17 protein-coding genes and 2 pseudogenes are annotated in these 14144 nt (G+C 72.9%); 6 read left to right on the forward strand and 13 right to left on the reverse strand.

Going from position 1 to position 14144, the window contains the following annotated elements; translation table 11 throughout:
* Positions 1–10: 10 nt before the first annotated feature.
* Together AC38ZX_RS17560 and AC38ZX_RS17565 are read right to left on the reverse strand one after the other, a co-directional pair.
* Positions 11–718 (reverse strand): histidine phosphatase family protein, encoded by a 708-nt coding sequence (locus AC38ZX_RS17560; protein WP_426593102.1) that lies wholly within the window; start codon positions 716–718, stop codon positions 11–13.
* 30 nt (positions 719–748) lie between these two features.
* Entirely contained in the window at positions 749–1267 is a 519-nt protein-coding gene (locus AC38ZX_RS17565) for a MarR family winged helix-turn-helix transcriptional regulator (RefSeq protein ID WP_491295331.1), read from the reverse strand.
* 99 nt (positions 1268–1366) lie between these two features.
* Here AC38ZX_RS17565 and AC38ZX_RS17570 point away from each other — a divergent pair, with 99 nt between their 5' ends.
* A complete protein-coding gene (locus AC38ZX_RS17570) occupies positions 1367–1927 on the forward strand; it encodes a YceI family protein (RefSeq protein ID WP_426593104.1) in 561 nt (186 codons plus the stop codon).
* 90 nt (positions 1928–2017) lie between these two features.
* Here AC38ZX_RS17570 and AC38ZX_RS17575 read toward each other — a convergent pair whose 3' ends face one another.
* Positions 2018–2713, reverse strand: coding sequence for a redox-sensing transcriptional repressor Rex (locus AC38ZX_RS17575; RefSeq protein ID WP_491295332.1), 696 nt, complete (start codon positions 2711–2713; stop codon positions 2018–2020).
* Between the two features lie 50 nt (positions 2714–2763).
* Positions 2764–3057, reverse strand: a complete 294-nt coding sequence (locus AC38ZX_RS17580) for a glutaredoxin family protein (protein ID WP_491295333.1) — start codon at positions 3055–3057, stop codon at positions 2764–2766.
* 62 nt (positions 3058–3119) lie between these two features.
* Here AC38ZX_RS17580 and AC38ZX_RS17585 point away from each other — a divergent pair, with 62 nt between their 5' ends.
* Complete coding sequence (locus AC38ZX_RS17585; RefSeq protein WP_426593107.1) at positions 3120–3968, forward strand: HAD family hydrolase; 849 nt, start codon at positions 3120–3122, stop codon at positions 3966–3968.
* Entirely contained in the window at positions 3968–4492 is a 525-nt protein-coding gene (locus tag AC38ZX_RS17590; RefSeq protein ID WP_491295334.1) for a GNAT family N-acetyltransferase, read from the forward strand. The genes AC38ZX_RS17585 and AC38ZX_RS17590 overlap by 1 nt, the downstream gene beginning before the upstream one ends.
* 113 nt (positions 4493–4605) lie before the next feature.
* Here the strand turns inward: AC38ZX_RS17590 and AC38ZX_RS17595 are convergent, their stop codons facing one another.
* From AC38ZX_RS17595 to AC38ZX_RS17605, 3 genes and pseudogenes are all read right to left on the reverse strand, one after another.
* Positions 4606–4704, reverse strand: a complete 99-nt coding sequence (locus AC38ZX_RS17595; protein ID WP_003792170.1) for a 30S ribosomal protein bS22 — start codon at positions 4702–4704, stop codon at positions 4606–4608.
* Between the two features lie 167 nt (positions 4705–4871).
* A complete protein-coding gene (locus AC38ZX_RS17600; protein ID WP_491295335.1) occupies positions 4872–5096 on the reverse strand; it encodes a helix-turn-helix domain-containing protein in 225 nt (74 codons plus the stop codon).
* Between the two features lie 146 nt (positions 5097–5242).
* Positions 5243–6449 (reverse strand): annotated as a pseudogene (locus AC38ZX_RS17605) (acetoin utilization protein AcuC).
* 131 nt (positions 6450–6580) lie between these two features.
* Here AC38ZX_RS17605 and AC38ZX_RS17610 point away from each other — a divergent pair.
* Both AC38ZX_RS17610 and AC38ZX_RS17615 read left to right on the forward strand, forming a co-directional pair.
* A complete protein-coding gene (locus AC38ZX_RS17610) occupies positions 6581–7951 on the forward strand; it encodes a TrkH family potassium uptake protein (protein ID WP_491295336.1) in 1371 nt (456 codons plus the stop codon).
* Positions 7944–8651: a potassium channel family protein gene (locus AC38ZX_RS17615; protein WP_426593112.1), complete on the forward strand. Its 708-nt coding sequence runs from the start codon at positions 7944–7946 to the stop codon at positions 8649–8651. Before AC38ZX_RS17610 ends, AC38ZX_RS17615 begins: the two co-directional genes overlap by 8 nt.
* Positions 8652–8657: 6 nt before the next feature.
* Here AC38ZX_RS17615 and AC38ZX_RS17620 read toward each other — a convergent pair whose 3' ends face one another.
* Positions 8658–9095, reverse strand: a complete 438-nt coding sequence (locus tag AC38ZX_RS17620) for a hypothetical protein (RefSeq protein ID WP_491297471.1) — start codon at positions 9093–9095, stop codon at positions 8658–8660.
* 42 nt (positions 9096–9137) lie between these two features.
* Positions 9138–9486 (reverse strand): annotated as a pseudogene (locus tag AC38ZX_RS17625) (maleylpyruvate isomerase N-terminal domain-containing protein); the annotation flags it as partial.
* A gap of 32 nt (positions 9487–9518) precedes the next feature.
* On the opposite strand from AC38ZX_RS17625, the gene AC38ZX_RS17630 reads away from it, so the two are divergent.
* Positions 9519–9911 carry a DoxX family protein gene (locus AC38ZX_RS17630; RefSeq protein WP_426593114.1) on the forward strand — a complete coding sequence of 131 codons (393 nt, stop codon included), beginning with the start codon at positions 9519–9521 and terminating at the stop codon, positions 9909–9911.
* Positions 9912–9918: 7 nt separating this feature from the next.
* On the opposite strand, the gene proC is transcribed toward AC38ZX_RS17630, so the two are convergent.
* From proC to AC38ZX_RS17650, 4 genes are all read right to left on the reverse strand, one after another.
* The gene (gene proC / locus AC38ZX_RS17635; RefSeq protein ID WP_491295337.1) at positions 9919–10758 is read right to left on the reverse strand and encodes a pyrroline-5-carboxylate reductase; all 840 of its coding nucleotides are present in this window, start codon (positions 10756–10758) and stop codon (positions 9919–9921) included.
* A gap of 54 nt (positions 10759–10812) precedes the next feature.
* Positions 10813–11178, reverse strand: a complete 366-nt coding sequence (locus AC38ZX_RS17640) for a VOC family protein (protein ID WP_491295338.1) — start codon at positions 11176–11178, stop codon at positions 10813–10815.
* Between the two features lie 16 nt (positions 11179–11194).
* Positions 11195–13099: a hypothetical protein gene (locus AC38ZX_RS17645; protein ID WP_491295339.1), complete on the reverse strand. Its 1905-nt coding sequence runs from the start codon at positions 13097–13099 to the stop codon at positions 11195–11197.
* A gap of 88 nt (positions 13100–13187) precedes the next feature.
* The gene (locus AC38ZX_RS17650; protein WP_491295340.1) at positions 13188–14141 is read right to left on the reverse strand and encodes a hypothetical protein; all 954 of its coding nucleotides are present in this window, start codon (positions 14139–14141) and stop codon (positions 13188–13190) included.
* Positions 14142–14144: the final 3 nt, after the last annotated feature.

Raw genomic sequence — 14144 nt, forward strand, 5'->3', positions numbered from 1 at the left:
TACGCGCACCTCAGGCCCCCGCGACGGTCTTGGTGCCGGGCAGCAGAGCGGCGGCGGGCTCGTTGTATCCGATGCCGACCAGCGTGTCGCCCTCGTAGCGCAGGCTGGTCAGGGACGCGACGGAGCACTGGCGCCGGCGCGGGTCGTGCCATAGTCGGCGGTTCTCGAGCGCGAGCCGCGTGACCCAGACGGGCAGCTGGTGGCTGACCAGGACGGCCTCGTGGCCGCGCGCAAGCACCAGCGCGTCCGCGACGGCGGCCAGCATGCGCTCGACCTGCTCGGTGTACGGCTCGCCCCAGGACGGCCGGAACGGGTTGCGCAGGTACGGCCAGTGCTCGGGGTGACGCAGCGACCCGTCGCCGACGCCGAACTTCAGCCCCTCGAAGTGGTTGGCGGCCTCGATGATGCGCGGCTCGGTGGCGATCGGCAGGTCGAACGCGGCCGCGATGGGTCCCGCGGTCTCCTGGGCGCGCTGCAGCGGCGAGGCGATCACGGCCACCACGTCACGACGGGGCGGCGGCGCCGACACCGGGGCGTCGCGCACGCGGCGCTCGCCCCCGGGGGCGCCCGTCGACGTGCCCGCCAGGTGGTCGGCGACCGTCCGCGCCATGGCCGCGCCGCGCTCGGACAGGCGGTAGCCGGGCAGTCGGCCGTAGAGCACACCCTCGGGGTTGTGCACCTCGCCGTGCCGCATCAGGTGGATCGTGGTGGCGACCATGGGGTCAGTCTCGCAAACACTCCTGTGCGCTCAGCACGCGTCGAGCCCTTCCGCGGCGTGACACGCGCCACCCGTGAGGTGCACGCGGACCGTCTCCATGGCGTCGCCGAGCGCGGCGAACTGCTCCGGGGTGAGCACGTCGACCAGGTGGTCCCGCACCGACTGGACGTGGCCGGGGGCCGCCGCCACGAGCGTCTCCCAGCCCTTGTCGGTCATCGTGGCGTTCACGCCGCGTGCGTCGGACTCGCAGGGCACGCGGGCGACGAGGCCCGACTCCTCCATGCGGCGGATCGTGTGCGTGAGCCGGCTGCGTGAGTGCGCGATGTTCTCGGCGAGCTGCGCCATCCGCAGGGTCCGCCCGGGCGCCTCGGAGAGCCGCACGAGCACCTCGTACTCGTGCGTCGACAGGCCGGACTGCGCGTCGAGCTCGTGCTCGAGCACACCGAGCAGGCGCGCGACGCCCTGTCGGAACGAGCGCCAGTGCACCTGCTGCTCGGCCGTCAGCCAGGTCACCGTCTGCTCCGTCGCCGGTTCTGTGCTCGTGCTCACAACACTCTTCCTCGTCTCGGGGTTGCGGGGGGATCTCCAGTGTAGTACAACTTTGAACTAACAGTTTGGTTGATCGTTCAACAAGTCGGAGGAACTCCCATGAGCACCACCACCACGACCGCCCTCCCCACGGGCCTGACCGCCGGCACCTGGGCGATCGACCTCTCGCACACCGAGGCGAGCTTCACCGTCCGCCACGCCGGCATCTCCAAGGTCCGCGGCACGGTTGCCGTCACGGAGGGCACCATCACGGTCGGCGAGCACCTCGAGGCCACGTCGGTCTCGGTGACCCTCGACCCGTCCACCGTCACGACCGGCGACGCCAACCGCGACGGCCACCTCAAGAGCGGCGACTTCTTCGACGTCGAGCAGTTCGGCCTGTGGACGTTCGTCTCGACCGGCGTGCGCGAAGAGGGCAAGAAGCACGTCATCGTCGGCGACCTGACCATCCACGGCGTCACCCAGTCCGTCGAGCTCGACACCGAGTTCAACGGCACCGCGGTCGACCCCTTCGGCAACACGCGTGCCGGCTTCGAGGCCACCGTCGCGATCTCGCGCAAGGACTTCGGCCTGACCTGGAACGCGGCCCTCGAGGCCGGCGGCGTCCTGGTCGGCGACAAGGTCACCATCGCGCTCGACGTGTCGGCCATCAAGGGCTGACCCCGTCCCACGCACGACGGCAGCCGGTGCCCCTCTGGCGGGGCACCGGCTGTCGTCGTAGCGGCTGGTGCCGCCGTGCCGGCCGTTCCGTCATGCCGAGTCGCCGCCCGCGCGCCTTCGGTCGTGGAACGCCAGGATCTGCAGCTCGGAGGCCACGTCGACCGCCCGCAGGTCGACGTGCTCCGGCACCCGCAGCGCCCGCGGGGCGAACGTGAGGATCCCGACCACACCGGCCTCCACCAGCGCGTCGCAGACCGCCTGCGCGCTCGCGGCAGGCGTGGCGATGATGCCGATGCTCGCGTCGGTCGCGCCGACCAGGCCGGCCAGCTCCTGCGCCGGCTGGACCACCAGCCCGGACACCGTCGTCCCGATGACGGCCGGGTCGGTGTCCACCAGGCCCACCACGGCGAACCCGCGCTCGGCGAACACCGAGTAGCTCGCCAGCGCGTGACCCAGGTTGCCGATGCCGACGATGACGACGCGCCGCTGGGTGGTCAGCCCGAGCACCACACCGATCTGCTCCGACAGGTGCCGCACGTCGTACCCGACCCCGCGCCGCCCGTACGAACCGAGGAACGACAGGTCCTTGCGCAGCTGCGCGGGCGTCACCCCCGCGGCGTGGGCCAGCTCGTCGGACGACGTGGTGACCACGCCCTCGAGCCCCTGCAGGGCCCGGAGGTAGCCGGGCAGCCGCGCGACCGTCGCGGGCGGGACCTCCCGGGCAGCACCGTGACCGACTGCGCGGACCCGCGGCGTCGACCGGGGTCCCGTCCGTTGCGTGTCCACATCGACCCCCGCGACAGCACTGTCGGCCCCGCAGGGCCGGATCCTGACCGTCAGGTTAGGGGTCGGACCGCGCCGCCAGTAAGACTTCTTCGCAGACGCGCGGGATCGATCCGCCAGTAGCCCACCTGCACGCCGTCCACCTCGACCACCGGGATCGGCTTCGCCAGCTCGTCGACGAGGTCCCGGCCCTGGTACGGACCCGCCTCGATGTCCACCTCGGCCCAGCCCGTCGCGGTCTCGTCGCAGATCGCCGCGACCACCTCCCGGGCCTCGTCGCACAGGTGACAGCCCGACCGGCCGTACAGAAGTACCCGCGGCTCCGACGTGCGCAGGGTGTTCGCCATGTGTTCACGGTAGCGACCAAGGTCCCGCGCACGTGCCTCGCGTCCGTCGTTACAGTGGAAGCGTGCGTCCGGTCTCCGAGAGTCCCGTCGCCCCCGCTCCGGTCCCCCGTGAGCCCGGGGCCAGCCCGGACGGGCCCTGCACCGGTGCGTTCTTCGACGTCGACAACACGATCATCCGCGGGGCCAGTGCGTTCCACCTGGCCAAAGGCCTGTACCTGCGCGGCTTCTTCAAGAAGCGCGACCTCATCCGGTTCGGCCTGCACCAGTTCCGTTACCTGACGTTCGGCGAGAACAAGCACCAGATCGACGAGATCCGCCAGCGCGCGCTCGAGATCATGACCGGGCACTCCGTCGCCGAGGTCACCGCGATCGCCGAGGACGTCTACGACGAGGTCCTCCTGCTGCGCATCTACCCCGGTACGCAGCGGCTTCTCGACGAGCACATCGCCGCCGGCCACTCGGTGTGGCTGGTGACCGCGACCCCCCGCGAGATCAGCGAGATCATCGCCCGGCGCCTCGGCGTGACCGGCGCGCTCGGCACGATCGCCGAGCACAAGGACGGCTACTACACCGGCCGCCTGGTCGGTGACATGCTGCACGGCCGCGCCAAGGCCGAGGCCGTCCGCGCGCTCGCGACCGCCAACGGGATCGACCTGGCCCAGTCCTACGCCTACGGCGACTCGACCAACGACGTGCCGATCCTGTCCGAGGTCGGCTTCCCCTGCGCCATCAACCCCGACCGCCGCCTGCGCCGGTACGCCGCCGAGGTCGGCTGGCCCGTGCGGGAGTTCCGCACGCGGGCCCGCACCACCCGCCGCGGCACCGCCGTGGTCAGCCTCGCCGGCCTCGCCTGGGCCTTCGGGCTGGTCGCGCGCACCGCGCTGCGGTCCTGGCGGGGGTCGCACGACTGATGGCCGTCCGCCCGGCCGTCCTCGAGGACATCCCGTCGCTGGCCGCCCTCGCGGCGCTGACCTTCCCCCTCGCCTGCCCGCCTGACTCGACTCCCGCCGACCAGCAGGCGTTCATCGACGCAGTGCTGTCGCCGGAGCGCTTCGCCGACTACCTCGCCTCGTCGGACCGTTCCGTGCTGGTTGCCGAGGACGACGACGTGCTCGTCGGCTACACGATGCTGGTCTTCACACCGCCCACCGACCCCGACGTCGTTGCGGCGCTGACACTGGCCCCGGCCGCCGAGCTGTCCAAGTGCTACGTGCACCCCGGCCACCACGGCGCGGGCGTCGCCCATGCACTCATGGCGTCGTCGCTGTCGGTCGCCACGGCCCGCGGCGCAGCCGGCATGTGGCTCGGCGTCAACCAGCAGAACCGCCGGGCGCGCGCGTTCTACGAGCGGTCCGGCTTCGCCGTCGTCGGCACCAAGCACTTCACCGTGGGCACCCGCCTCGAGGACGACTACGTCCTCGAGCGCGCCCTCTGAGCCCCTAGCCGATCCCCCGCGCGGGCACAACAGAACGGGCCCGGCGACTGCCGAGCCCGTCGTGCTGCACCTCTACGCCGAGGGGCCGTTGCCGGATCCCCCCGAGCGCGGGGTCACTTCTTGTTGCGGCGCTGGTGACGCGTCTTGCGAAGAAGCTTGCGGTGCTTCTTCTTGGCCATCCGCTTGCGACGCTTCTTGATGACGGAACCCATGGGTCCTCACTTCACTTCCGAGTGGAGGCCCGGCGGACGGGCCGTGCCTGCTGGTGGTCGATCGATGCGCGTGCAATACCGATGTGCAACCGAGTCGCCCACGCACGGAGAAAGTCCGAGGCTCTACCCTACGCGATCTTCAGACCCCGCCGCGACGTGCTGTCGGTTCAGGAGTTCCTGCGGTCCTCGTCGGCGGCCGCGGTCTCCACGGGCAGCGAGGTGGCGAGGTAGTGGTCGAGGGCGTCCTGCGGGACGCGGAACGACCGGCCCACGCGCACGCCGGGCAGCTCACCCGAGTGCAGCAGGCGATAGACCGTCATCTTGGAGACGCGCATGATCTCGGCGACCTCGAGCACCGTCAGATACCTGGTGCGGGCCGGCTGCTCGCTCATGCGCTCGATTCTCCTTCTTCACCCCTGCGACGTGCGTGTTCGCACATCCACCGGAGGATGCCTGGTCAGCGTAGTGGCGCGTGGGACTGGAGTGAAAGAGGGGACCGGTGGGACTACCCCGTGCGGCCCAAGCGGCCCGCGAGGGGTCAGTCCAGCTCCGGGTCGAGGCCCAGCAGCGGGAACACGGCCGACCGGGTGGCGCGGATGGCGCGGTCGACGTCGTCGGCGGGGTCGTAGCCCGACGCCCAAGGGCTGAACCGGGCGTCGCGGCCGTCCGTCATGAGGTCCGGTCCGCGCCGGCCGTAGCGCTCCTGGACGAGGGCGCGCCAGCTTCTCGGGCACCACGGTCTGCGGGTCGACCGGCTGGTGGGTGGCGACGCCGAGCAGGTGGGTCCACGAGCGCGGCACCACGTCGACCACCGCGTACCCGCCCCCGCCGAGCGCCACCCACCGACCGCCGGCGACCTCGTGTGCGAGGGCGTGCAGCAGCTCGGCCGCCGTGCGCTGGCCGTCGATGCTCACGCGCAGGTGGGTCAACGGGTCCAGGACGTGGGTGTCGCACCCGTGCTGGGTGACCAGCACGTCGGGGTCGAACGTACGCACGACCGCCGGGACGACGGCGTCGATCGCGCGCAGCCAGCCGGCGTCCCCCGTGCCCGAGGGCAGCGCGATGTTGACGGCGCTCCCGGGCGCGCCCGGGCCACCGGTCTCCCGCGCGTGCCCCGTGCCGGGGAAGAGGGCGTGGCCGGTCTCGTGCACCGAGACCGTCAGCACCCGGGGGTCGTCCCAGAACATCGCCTGCACCCCGTCGCCGTGGTGCGCGTCGATGTCGACGTAGGCGACCCGCTGCGCGCCTGCGTCCAGCAGTGCGCGGATGCCGACTGCCGCGTCGTTGTAGACGCAGAAGCCCGACGCCGCCGCAGGCATCGCGTGGTGCAGACCGCCCGTCACGTTGACCGCGTGCGCCGCCCGACCCGCCCAGACGGCGAGCACCGAGTCGACCGTCCCCTGCACCACGCGCGCGGTGGCAGCGTGCATGTCCGGGAAGATCGGGTCGTCTGAGGTTCCCAGGCCGTGGTCGAGGTCGATGACCCCGTCGGTCGACGCCCGGTGGACCGCCGCGATGTACTCGCGGTCGTGCACGGTGGCCAGCAGGTCGTCCGCGGCTATACCCGTGCCGGCCAGCTCGACCCCCGGCCCGTCGAGGATCCCGAGGTCCTGCGCCAGCCGGATGGTCAGGTCCAGCCGTTCCGACGTCATCGGGTGCCCGTGCCCGAAGTCGTACGCCAGCATGTCCTGCGACCACACGACGCGCACGGGTGCCTCGAGCGGCTGGTCCGGCGCCGACGTCATGCGCCCACCGTCGCACCCGGTCGGTCCGGTGTCGATCCGAACGTTCCTGGCGGAAGGCGCCTGTGTCGGGTCGAGCCCGGGCGCCCGCGCATGCCAGAGTGAGCCCGTCCGGGCACAGAGCGGGAGGTTCGATGGCGCGGGGTGGCCCCGGCGTGATCTGGCGGGCGCGCGAGTACGTCGACCGCGCCGCCCGGCATTCCCCGGCACGGCTGGCCCTGGGCGTGTTCGCCCTGGTCATCGCCATCGTCACGCTGCTGCTCTCGACCCCGTGGGCGGTGGCCGCCGGGCATCGCGCGCCGTTCGCCGACGCGCTGTTCACCGCCACCTCGGCGACCACGGTCACCGGTCTCGTGGTCGTGCCGACCGGCTCCTACTGGTCGACCGCCGGGCTCGTGGTGATCCTCGTGGCGATCCAGGTGGGCGGCCTCGGCGTGATGACGCTCGCCTCCCTGCTCGGCATGGCGGTCTCACGGCGGATCGGGCTGACGCAGCGCCTGCTGGTGTCGTCGGAGACCAAGGAGACGCGCCTCGGCGAGGTCGGCTCCCTGATCCGGACCGTGATCATCGCGTCGGTCACCCTCGAGGCGCTCATCGCCCTGTTCCTGTTCCCGCGCTTCCTGATGTACGACGAGAGCGCGGGCAAGGCCGCCTGGCACTCGGTGTTCTACGCGGTCTCGTCGTTCAACAACGCCGGTTTCGTGCCGACGACGTACGGCCTGGACCCGTTCGCGTCGGACTGGTGGGTGCTGCTGCCGATCATCGTCGGCGTGTTCATCGGGTCGCTCGGCTTCCCGGTGATCCTCAACGTCGCCCGGCACCTGCGCGAGCCGCGCCGCTGGAGCCTGCACTCGAAGCTGACGATCACCACGAGCGTCGGCCTGGTGATCCTCGGTGCGGTCCTCATCGCGGTCCTCGAGTGGCGCAACCCCGCGACGTTCGGCGACCTCGACCTCAGCGGCCGGACGCTCGCCTCGCTGTTCGCGGGCGTCATGCCCCGCTCGGGAGGCTTCTCGACGGTGGACGTCGGCCACATGCACGAGAGCACCTGGCTGGTCACCGACGCGCTCATGTTCGTCGGTGGCGGCTCGGCGTCGACCGCCGGTGGCATCAAGGTGACCACCCTGGCCGTGATGCTGCTGGCCATCCTCGCCGAGGGCCGCGGCGACCGGGACGTCGAGGCGTACGGCCGGCGCATCCCGCGCGAGGCCCTGCAGGTCGCGATCGCGGTCACCATGGTGTCGGCGACGTTCGTGCTCGTCGCGTCGCTGCTGCTGCTCACCATCACCGGCCAGCCGTTGGACTCCGTGCTCTTCATCGCCATCTCGGCGTTCGCCACCTGTGGCCTGTCCACGGGGCTGGCGCTCCCCGAGGAGGCCAAGTACGTGCTCGTCGTGCTCATGTTCATCGGCCGGACTGGCACGATGACGCTTGCGGCGGCGCTCGCGCTGCGCAACCGTCGTCGGGTGATCCGGCTACCGGAAGAGAGGCCGATCATTGGCTGACAGATTCGGTGACCTCGCCAAGGGGTCCCAGAACGCACCGCGCTCGCCCAAGAAGGACTCGGGCGTGCTCGTGATCGGGCTCGGCCGGTTCGGGTCCGCCATCGCCTCGACCCTCGACCGGCTCGGCCAGGACGTGCTCGCCGTCGAGCGAAGCCCGGAGCTGGTGGCGCAGTGGTCGGGGCGCATCGCGCTCGTCGAGGCGGACGCCGCCAACCCGGACGCGCTCGAGCAGCTCGGCGCCCGGGAGTTCCCGGTGGCGGTCGTCGGCGTCGGCTCCTACCTCGAGGCGTCCGTGCTCATCACCGGCAACCTGGTCGACATCGGCGTGCCGCAGATCTGGGCCAAGGCGGTCAGCAACGAGCACGCCCGGATCCTGCAGCGCATCGGCGCGCACCACGTGGTCCTGCCCGAGGCGGACGCCGGCGCGCGCGTGGCCCACCTCGTCTCGGGGAAGCTGCTCGACTACATCGAGGTGGAGGACGGCTTCACGATCGTGAAGATGCGCCCGCCCAAGGAGACGCAGGGGTTCACGCTCGCGCAGTCGAAGGTGCGGCAGCGGTACGGCGTGACGGTCGTGGGCGTGAAGAGCCCCGGCCTCGACTTCGTGTACGCGACGCCGGAGACGCGGCTCTCGTCCAACGACCTGATCATCGTCTCGGGCCATGCCGACCTGCTGGAGCGCTTCGCGGCCCGCCCGTAGGACGGGCTACTGCGTCGATTCGACGATCGCGGCACGGAGCCGGTCGGGGACTGCGTCGTCACCCGCTCGGTCGAGCGCGTCGCCCGCCGACCGACCCCACAGCCACAGCTCGAGGTCCCACGCGGTCCCGCTCACGGTCGCGGCCACGTCCGCGTCGTCGTCGCCCTCCCACGGTGCACCGCCGACGAGCTCCGCGCAGGGGTCGTCGTAGGACGTGCCGCTCGTCGGGGACGTGCCGGAGAAGCGCCCGAACGCGACCACCCACTCGCGACCGGCGTCGGTAGCCCGCACGCGGACGCGGGTGCCGTCGGGCGTGAACACGGCCCAGGGCGGGAGCCCGCTGAGCATCACGCCGAGCAGCTCGTCGACACCGTCCGAGGCCAGCGCCGTCCCCGGCTCGGTGACGGGCAGGCCCGCCACCTGCTCGGCGTCGACCCGGTGCACGAGCGCCTCGTGCGCCTGCCGGCGGTGAACCCAGCCGACGGTGCCGCCCGTCGACGACCACGACCAGCACGGGTCACCCGGATCGTGTGCCGCCAGGGCGTCCAGCAGGGCGGCTGTGCGCGTGCGCAGGAAGCCGCACCAGCTCGCCGTCGGGCCGCCGCACGGTCTCCTCCAGGTCGTCGGGACCCGTGGGCGCCTGCGCGACGAGGTTTCCCCAGAAGTCCTGGACCTCCCCCAGGTGGTAGGCCAGGTCCGCCGCGTCCCAGTCCGGGCACGACGGGACGCGTGCGCCGAGCGGGGCGGCAGCGAGCGCGTCGGCGGCGCGGGCGGACTCGGACGCGATCACGGAGGCGTAGTCCATACGAGCGACGCTAGCGGCGGCCTCCGACATGCACCCCGGCACGCCCCGGCCTACCGTGGCGCGTGCTCTCCGACGCGCTCCGCCGCCACGGGCCCGCGCTGGCGCTCGCCGCGCTGCTCGGCACCTCGGGCACGATCCACCTGCGCCGGCCGGGGGTGTTCCGGCCCCTGATCCCTCGCGCGCTGGGCGACCCGGACCCGTGGGTGCTCGGCAGCGGGCTGGCCGAGCTGGCCTGCGCGGCGGCGCTCGTCGTCCCACGGACGCGCCGGCTGGGTGGTGCGGCCTCGGCGGCGCTGCTGGTCGGGGTGTTCCCCGGCAACGTGACGATGGCCGTCCGCAGCCGCCCGGATGCCCGCTCCTGGACGGGTCGGCCCGTGGTCGCCTGGGCGCGGCTCCCGCTGCAGGCGCCGCTCGTCGCCTGGGCGTTGCGGGTGGCCCGACCGTCGACGACCTAGTCGCGGCTCACGACGAGTACTGCGTGCCCAGCTCGCGCGACCGGTTCCGGGCCGCCTCGGCGGCCGCGACGATCCCCGCGCGCACGCCGTGCGCGTCGAGCACCTGGACGGCTGCCACGGTGGTGCCGCCCGGGGACGACACGCGCTCGCGCAGCACCGCCGGATGGTCGCCCGACTGCGCGGCGAGGGCCGCGGAACCCTCGACGGTGGCCACGGCGAGCCTCGTCGCGACGTCCCGGCTCAGACCGAGCAGCACGCCCGCCTCGGCCATCGCGTCGATCAAGTAGAAGGCGTACGCGGGCCCGGACCCCGAGATCGCGGTGACCGCGTCCAGGTCCTTCTCCTCCACCCGCAGGACGAGCCCGGTGACGGCGAGCATCTTCTCGACGAGGACCAGGTGCCCGGTGCTCGCGTGGGTGCCGGCGGCGATGGCGCTGGCGCCCTTGCCGACCACCGCCGGCGTGTTCGGCATGACGCGGACCACGGGCGTGCCGGTCGCGAGCCGCTTCTCGTAGCTGGCGATCGGCAGACCCGCCGCGACGCTGACCACGAGCGCGCCGCCGCGCAGCACCGGCCGGATCTCGTCGAGCACCGACCCGACGACGTTCGGCTTGACGGCCAGGAGCACGACGTCCGCCCGGCCGGCGGCCTGCGCGTTGGAGGCTCCGGTGCGCACGCCGTAGGTCTTGGCCAGCTCACCGGCCCGCTCGACGGCGCGCTCGGTGACCTCGACCTGGCCGGTGCTCCAGCCGGCGGTCAGCAGGGCGCTGAGCAGGGTCTCCCCCATCACGCCGCCGCCCAGCACAGCAACCTGCGGTGTGCCCTGTTGGTTGACCGGCTCGGTCATCGTCGTCCTCCGTCCGTGCCGCGCTCGCGACGCGGAGAGCCTACCCAGCGGGACTCAGTCCTCGAGCCGCCTGCCGATCTCCCAGCGCTGCCCCCACGGGTCGATGATGCTCCCGACGCGCCAGCCGTAGTCGTCGGTCATCTCGTTCTCGGGCGTCGCGCCCGCGGCGACCGCCCGGCTCCACAGGGCGTCGGGGTCCTCGACGACCAGGATCAGCCACGCCGACCGGGAGCCCACACCTGCCGGCGCCCGCCGGTCCGGCCCCTCGCCGGACAGCCAGAACGCAGCGCCCTGCACCTCCAGCTGGATGACGCCGCCGTCGGGCACGCGGTGCTGCTCCGTCGCACCGAACGCCTCCGCGTAGAACAGTGCGGCTGCGGGGGCGTCCGGCACGACGAGGTCGGGCTCAATGGTGGCCATCGGACCATGGTGGCCCTCAGCCGTTGCCGCCGCCAGGAGCGAAGCCGGCGGGCGGGCCGCCCTGGAAGCCGCCCTGGAACGAGCCCGGACCGCCCTGGGTGCTGTTCCCACCTAGGCCCGACAGGCCGCTGTTCGTCGATGACGTGCCCGTGCTGATGGCCTGGTCGAGGTTGGCCAGCACCACCTGCTGTCCCAGCGAGATGCCCTTGGTGATCTCCGTCCGTTCCGCACCCACCGCGCCGACCGTCACCGTGACGTCCGTCGGCGTGCCGTTCTTGAGCACCTGGACCGTCGTGGTCGTGCCGTTCACGTGCACCGCGGACGTCGGGACGGTGAGCACCTGGTCGGCCCCGGCGACCGAGAGGCGGACCGTCGCCGAGGCGCCGTCGTAAAGCTGCACGGTCGTCGGGTCGAGCGCGAGGACCACCGTGTAGGAAGGCTCGCTCGTGCTCGACTCGTCCAGGACCCCGATGCTGGAGACCTTCCCGGTCAGCTTGGTGTCCGTGCTCGGCGTCGTGAGCGAGGCCGACTGGCCCAGCTTCACGATGTCGATCTTGTTCAGCGGGACTGTCGTGGTGACCACGTAGCCGTTGGTGCCGATGATCGTGATCACCGCGGTGCTCGACGACGCCGTCACGGACTGGCCCGCCGTCAGCGAGACCGCCGCGACCGTGCCCGCGATCGGGCTGGTGAGCGTCGCGAACGGCAGCTTGCTCTGCGCGAGCGCGACGTCCGCCTCGGCCAGGTCGATCGCGGCCTGGTCGGCCAGGATCGTCGCGGCGGAGGCGGCCTGCGTCGTGCTGCCGCCGCCGCCGCTGGTCGGCGTGCTGCTGCTCTTGGTGGACGGGGTCTGGGTCGACTGGGTCTGGGTGGACTGGGTCGGGGTCGCGTTCGACGAGCCCGACGACGGCTGCGAGCCGGTGGATCCGCCGGTGGCTGCGCCGCTCGACGACCCGTTCGACGACCCGTTCGACGTGCGCGCGGCGGCCTGCGTGATCGCCTTCTGCAGCGCGGTGACCGAGTCGTCCAGGGCCGTGGCCAGCGTCATGAGCGTCTGCTGCTGCGTGTCGGTGGCCGTCTGGGCGTCCATCGCGCCGGACAGGGCCGCCTGGCAGTCGGCGAGCGCTTTGGTGACCGCGCTGGTGTCGGGGGTGGTCGGCGTCGCCGGGTCGGCGGGTGTCGCCGGGTCGGTCGCGGGGTCGGTCGGGGTGGGCGTCGGGGTGGCGGGGTCGGTCGAGCCGGCGTCGGCACCCGTGACGTCCGTCGGGACGACGGCCAGGAACGCCGCGCACGACGCCTGCGACGCCGTCACGCTGGCGCCGCTGGCGGCGAGCGCGTCGGCGACGACCTTGTCCTGGTCGAGCAGCGCCTGCTGGGCGTGCTGCACGTCCGCGACCGCCTTGGTGACGGCCGGGTCGGTGCCGGCTGTGCCGCTGTGGTCCGTGCCGCCGCCCGCGGGGGTCGACGCCGTCGGCGTCGGCGTCGGGGTCTGGGTCGGGCTGGCCGAGGCCGGGGTCGCGTTCGAGGAAGAGGACGAGGACGACGAGCTCGCGGACGAGGAGCTCGACGACGCCGTCTGCGACGCCAGGTCGTCGCTCAGCTGCTGCTGCGCGGTGGCCAGGTCGGCCTGCGCCTTGTCGACCGCGTCCTGGAGGGCCACCGTGTCGAGCGTCGCCAGCGTGGCGCCGGCGGTGACCACCTGGCCGACGGAGGCGTTGACGGTCGCGACCGTGCCCGCGACCGAGAAGGACGCGTCGCGCCGGGTCGCCGACGAGATGGTGCCGACCGAGTCGACGATCTGCTCGACGCTGGCGTTCTCCGCGGCGACCGTGCGGTAGCGGGACCCGCTGTCGCCGGTCACCGCGAGCGCCACCCCGCCACCGGCCGCGACCAGCACGACCGCGCCGGCCGTACCGAGCACGATGATGCGCCGGCGCCGTGCGCGCCGGCGAGCTGCGAGGGACGGGCGGACCGGGTCGGCCGACCCCTCCGTGTTCCGAGCGGACCGACTACGCATTGGTGCCGCCGCCCTGCTGGCCGCCGGTCGCCGGACCACCCTGACCGCCACCGAAGAAGCCGCCGCCGAAGCCGGTCGTGCACGAGCCGTCGGTGGGCGCGGAGATCGTCACGGTCGTCGCGGTCACCTTGCCGCTGGAGTCGGCCTGACCCCGCGCGGTGGCGCACTGCCCGACGACCACGGCGGTCGCGTCGGCCGTCTTGGTGCTGGTGTACGTCGTGGCGGACGAGACGGTCACCGTGCGGTTCGAGGTCGCGTTGTCCGCGCCCACCGCCGCGACGGTCAGCGTGGAGCCGTCGATCGCGCTGACCTTGCCGCTGGCCACACCGCCGAACATGCGGAGCTGGCCGCTGCCGGCGGCACCGGTCGGTGCGCCCGACGGGCGTGTGCCGTTGGGCGCGTCGGTCGGGGCGCCGTTGGGCCGCTGACCGCCGCGGAACCCGCCGGCACCGCCGCCGAACCCGGCGGCGCAGGTGCCGTCGGCCGCCGCGGGCGTGATCCGGACGGTCGTCGCCGCGATCGGCGACGTGGTGTCCGGCGTGGCGCTCGCGGAACCGGAGGAGTCGGTGCTGGGCGCGGCGACCGCGAGGACGCAGGAGCCGACGGTGACGTCCGCCAGCGTCCCGGCCACCTGCGCGGTGAAGGTGGTGGTGTCGGTCCACGTGACGGCAGTCTGGGAGTCGGTGCCACGCAGCTGCATGACGGTGCCGGTCACGGAGGCGATCTGGCCGGACGTGCCGCCGCGGTCGGCGTTCTGGCCCTGGCCCTGGCCTTGGCCCTGCGCGCGCTGCGCACCGCCGTTCGTCGCGGCCGGGGAGGCCGCGGCCGACGCCGACCCGCCGCCGGAGCAGGCGCTGAGCAGCAGGACGGTGACCGCGGCGAGGGCGGGGGCCACCAGGGCGATACGGGTTCGGGTGGACATGGTGATGCTCCTCGGGGTGTTCATGGG

Source organism: Cellulomonas sp. McL0606, assembly GCF_058248365.1.

Coding starts and splice junctions, on each gene's coding strand:
- AC38ZX_RS17570 (WP_426593104.1), top strand. CDS start 1,367: ATGAGCACCACCACCACGACCGCCCTCCCCACGGGCCTGACCGCCGGC.
- AC38ZX_RS17590 (WP_491295334.1), top strand. CDS start 3,968: ATGGCCGTCCGCCCGGCCGTCCTCGAGGACATCCCGTCGCTGGCCGCC.
- AC38ZX_RS17610 (WP_491295336.1), top strand. CDS start 6,581: ATGGCGCGGGGTGGCCCCGGCGTGATCTGGCGGGCGCGCGAGTACGTC.
- AC38ZX_RS17650 (WP_491295340.1), bottom strand. CDS start 14,141: ATGAACACCCCGAGGAGCATCACCATGTCCACCCGAACCCGTATCGCC.
- AC38ZX_RS17600 (WP_491295335.1), bottom strand. CDS start 5,096: ATGAGCGAGCAGCCGGCCCGCACCAGGTATCTGACGGTGCTCGAGGTC.
- proC (WP_491295337.1), bottom strand. CDS start 10,758: ATGACCGAGCCGGTCAACCAACAGGGCACACCGCAGGTTGCTGTGCTG.
- AC38ZX_RS17560 (WP_426593102.1), bottom strand. CDS start 718: ATGGTCGCCACCACGATCCACCTGATGCGGCACGGCGAGGTGCACAAC.
- AC38ZX_RS17640 (WP_491295338.1), bottom strand. CDS start 11,178: ATGGCCACCATTGAGCCCGACCTCGTCGTGCCGGACGCCCCCGCAGCC.
- AC38ZX_RS17580 (WP_491295333.1), bottom strand. CDS start 3,057: ATGGCGAACACCCTGCGCACGTCGGAGCCGCGGGTACTTCTGTACGGC.
- AC38ZX_RS17595 (WP_003792170.1), bottom strand. CDS start 4,704: ATGGGTTCCGTCATCAAGAAGCGTCGCAAGCGGATGGCCAAGAAGAAG.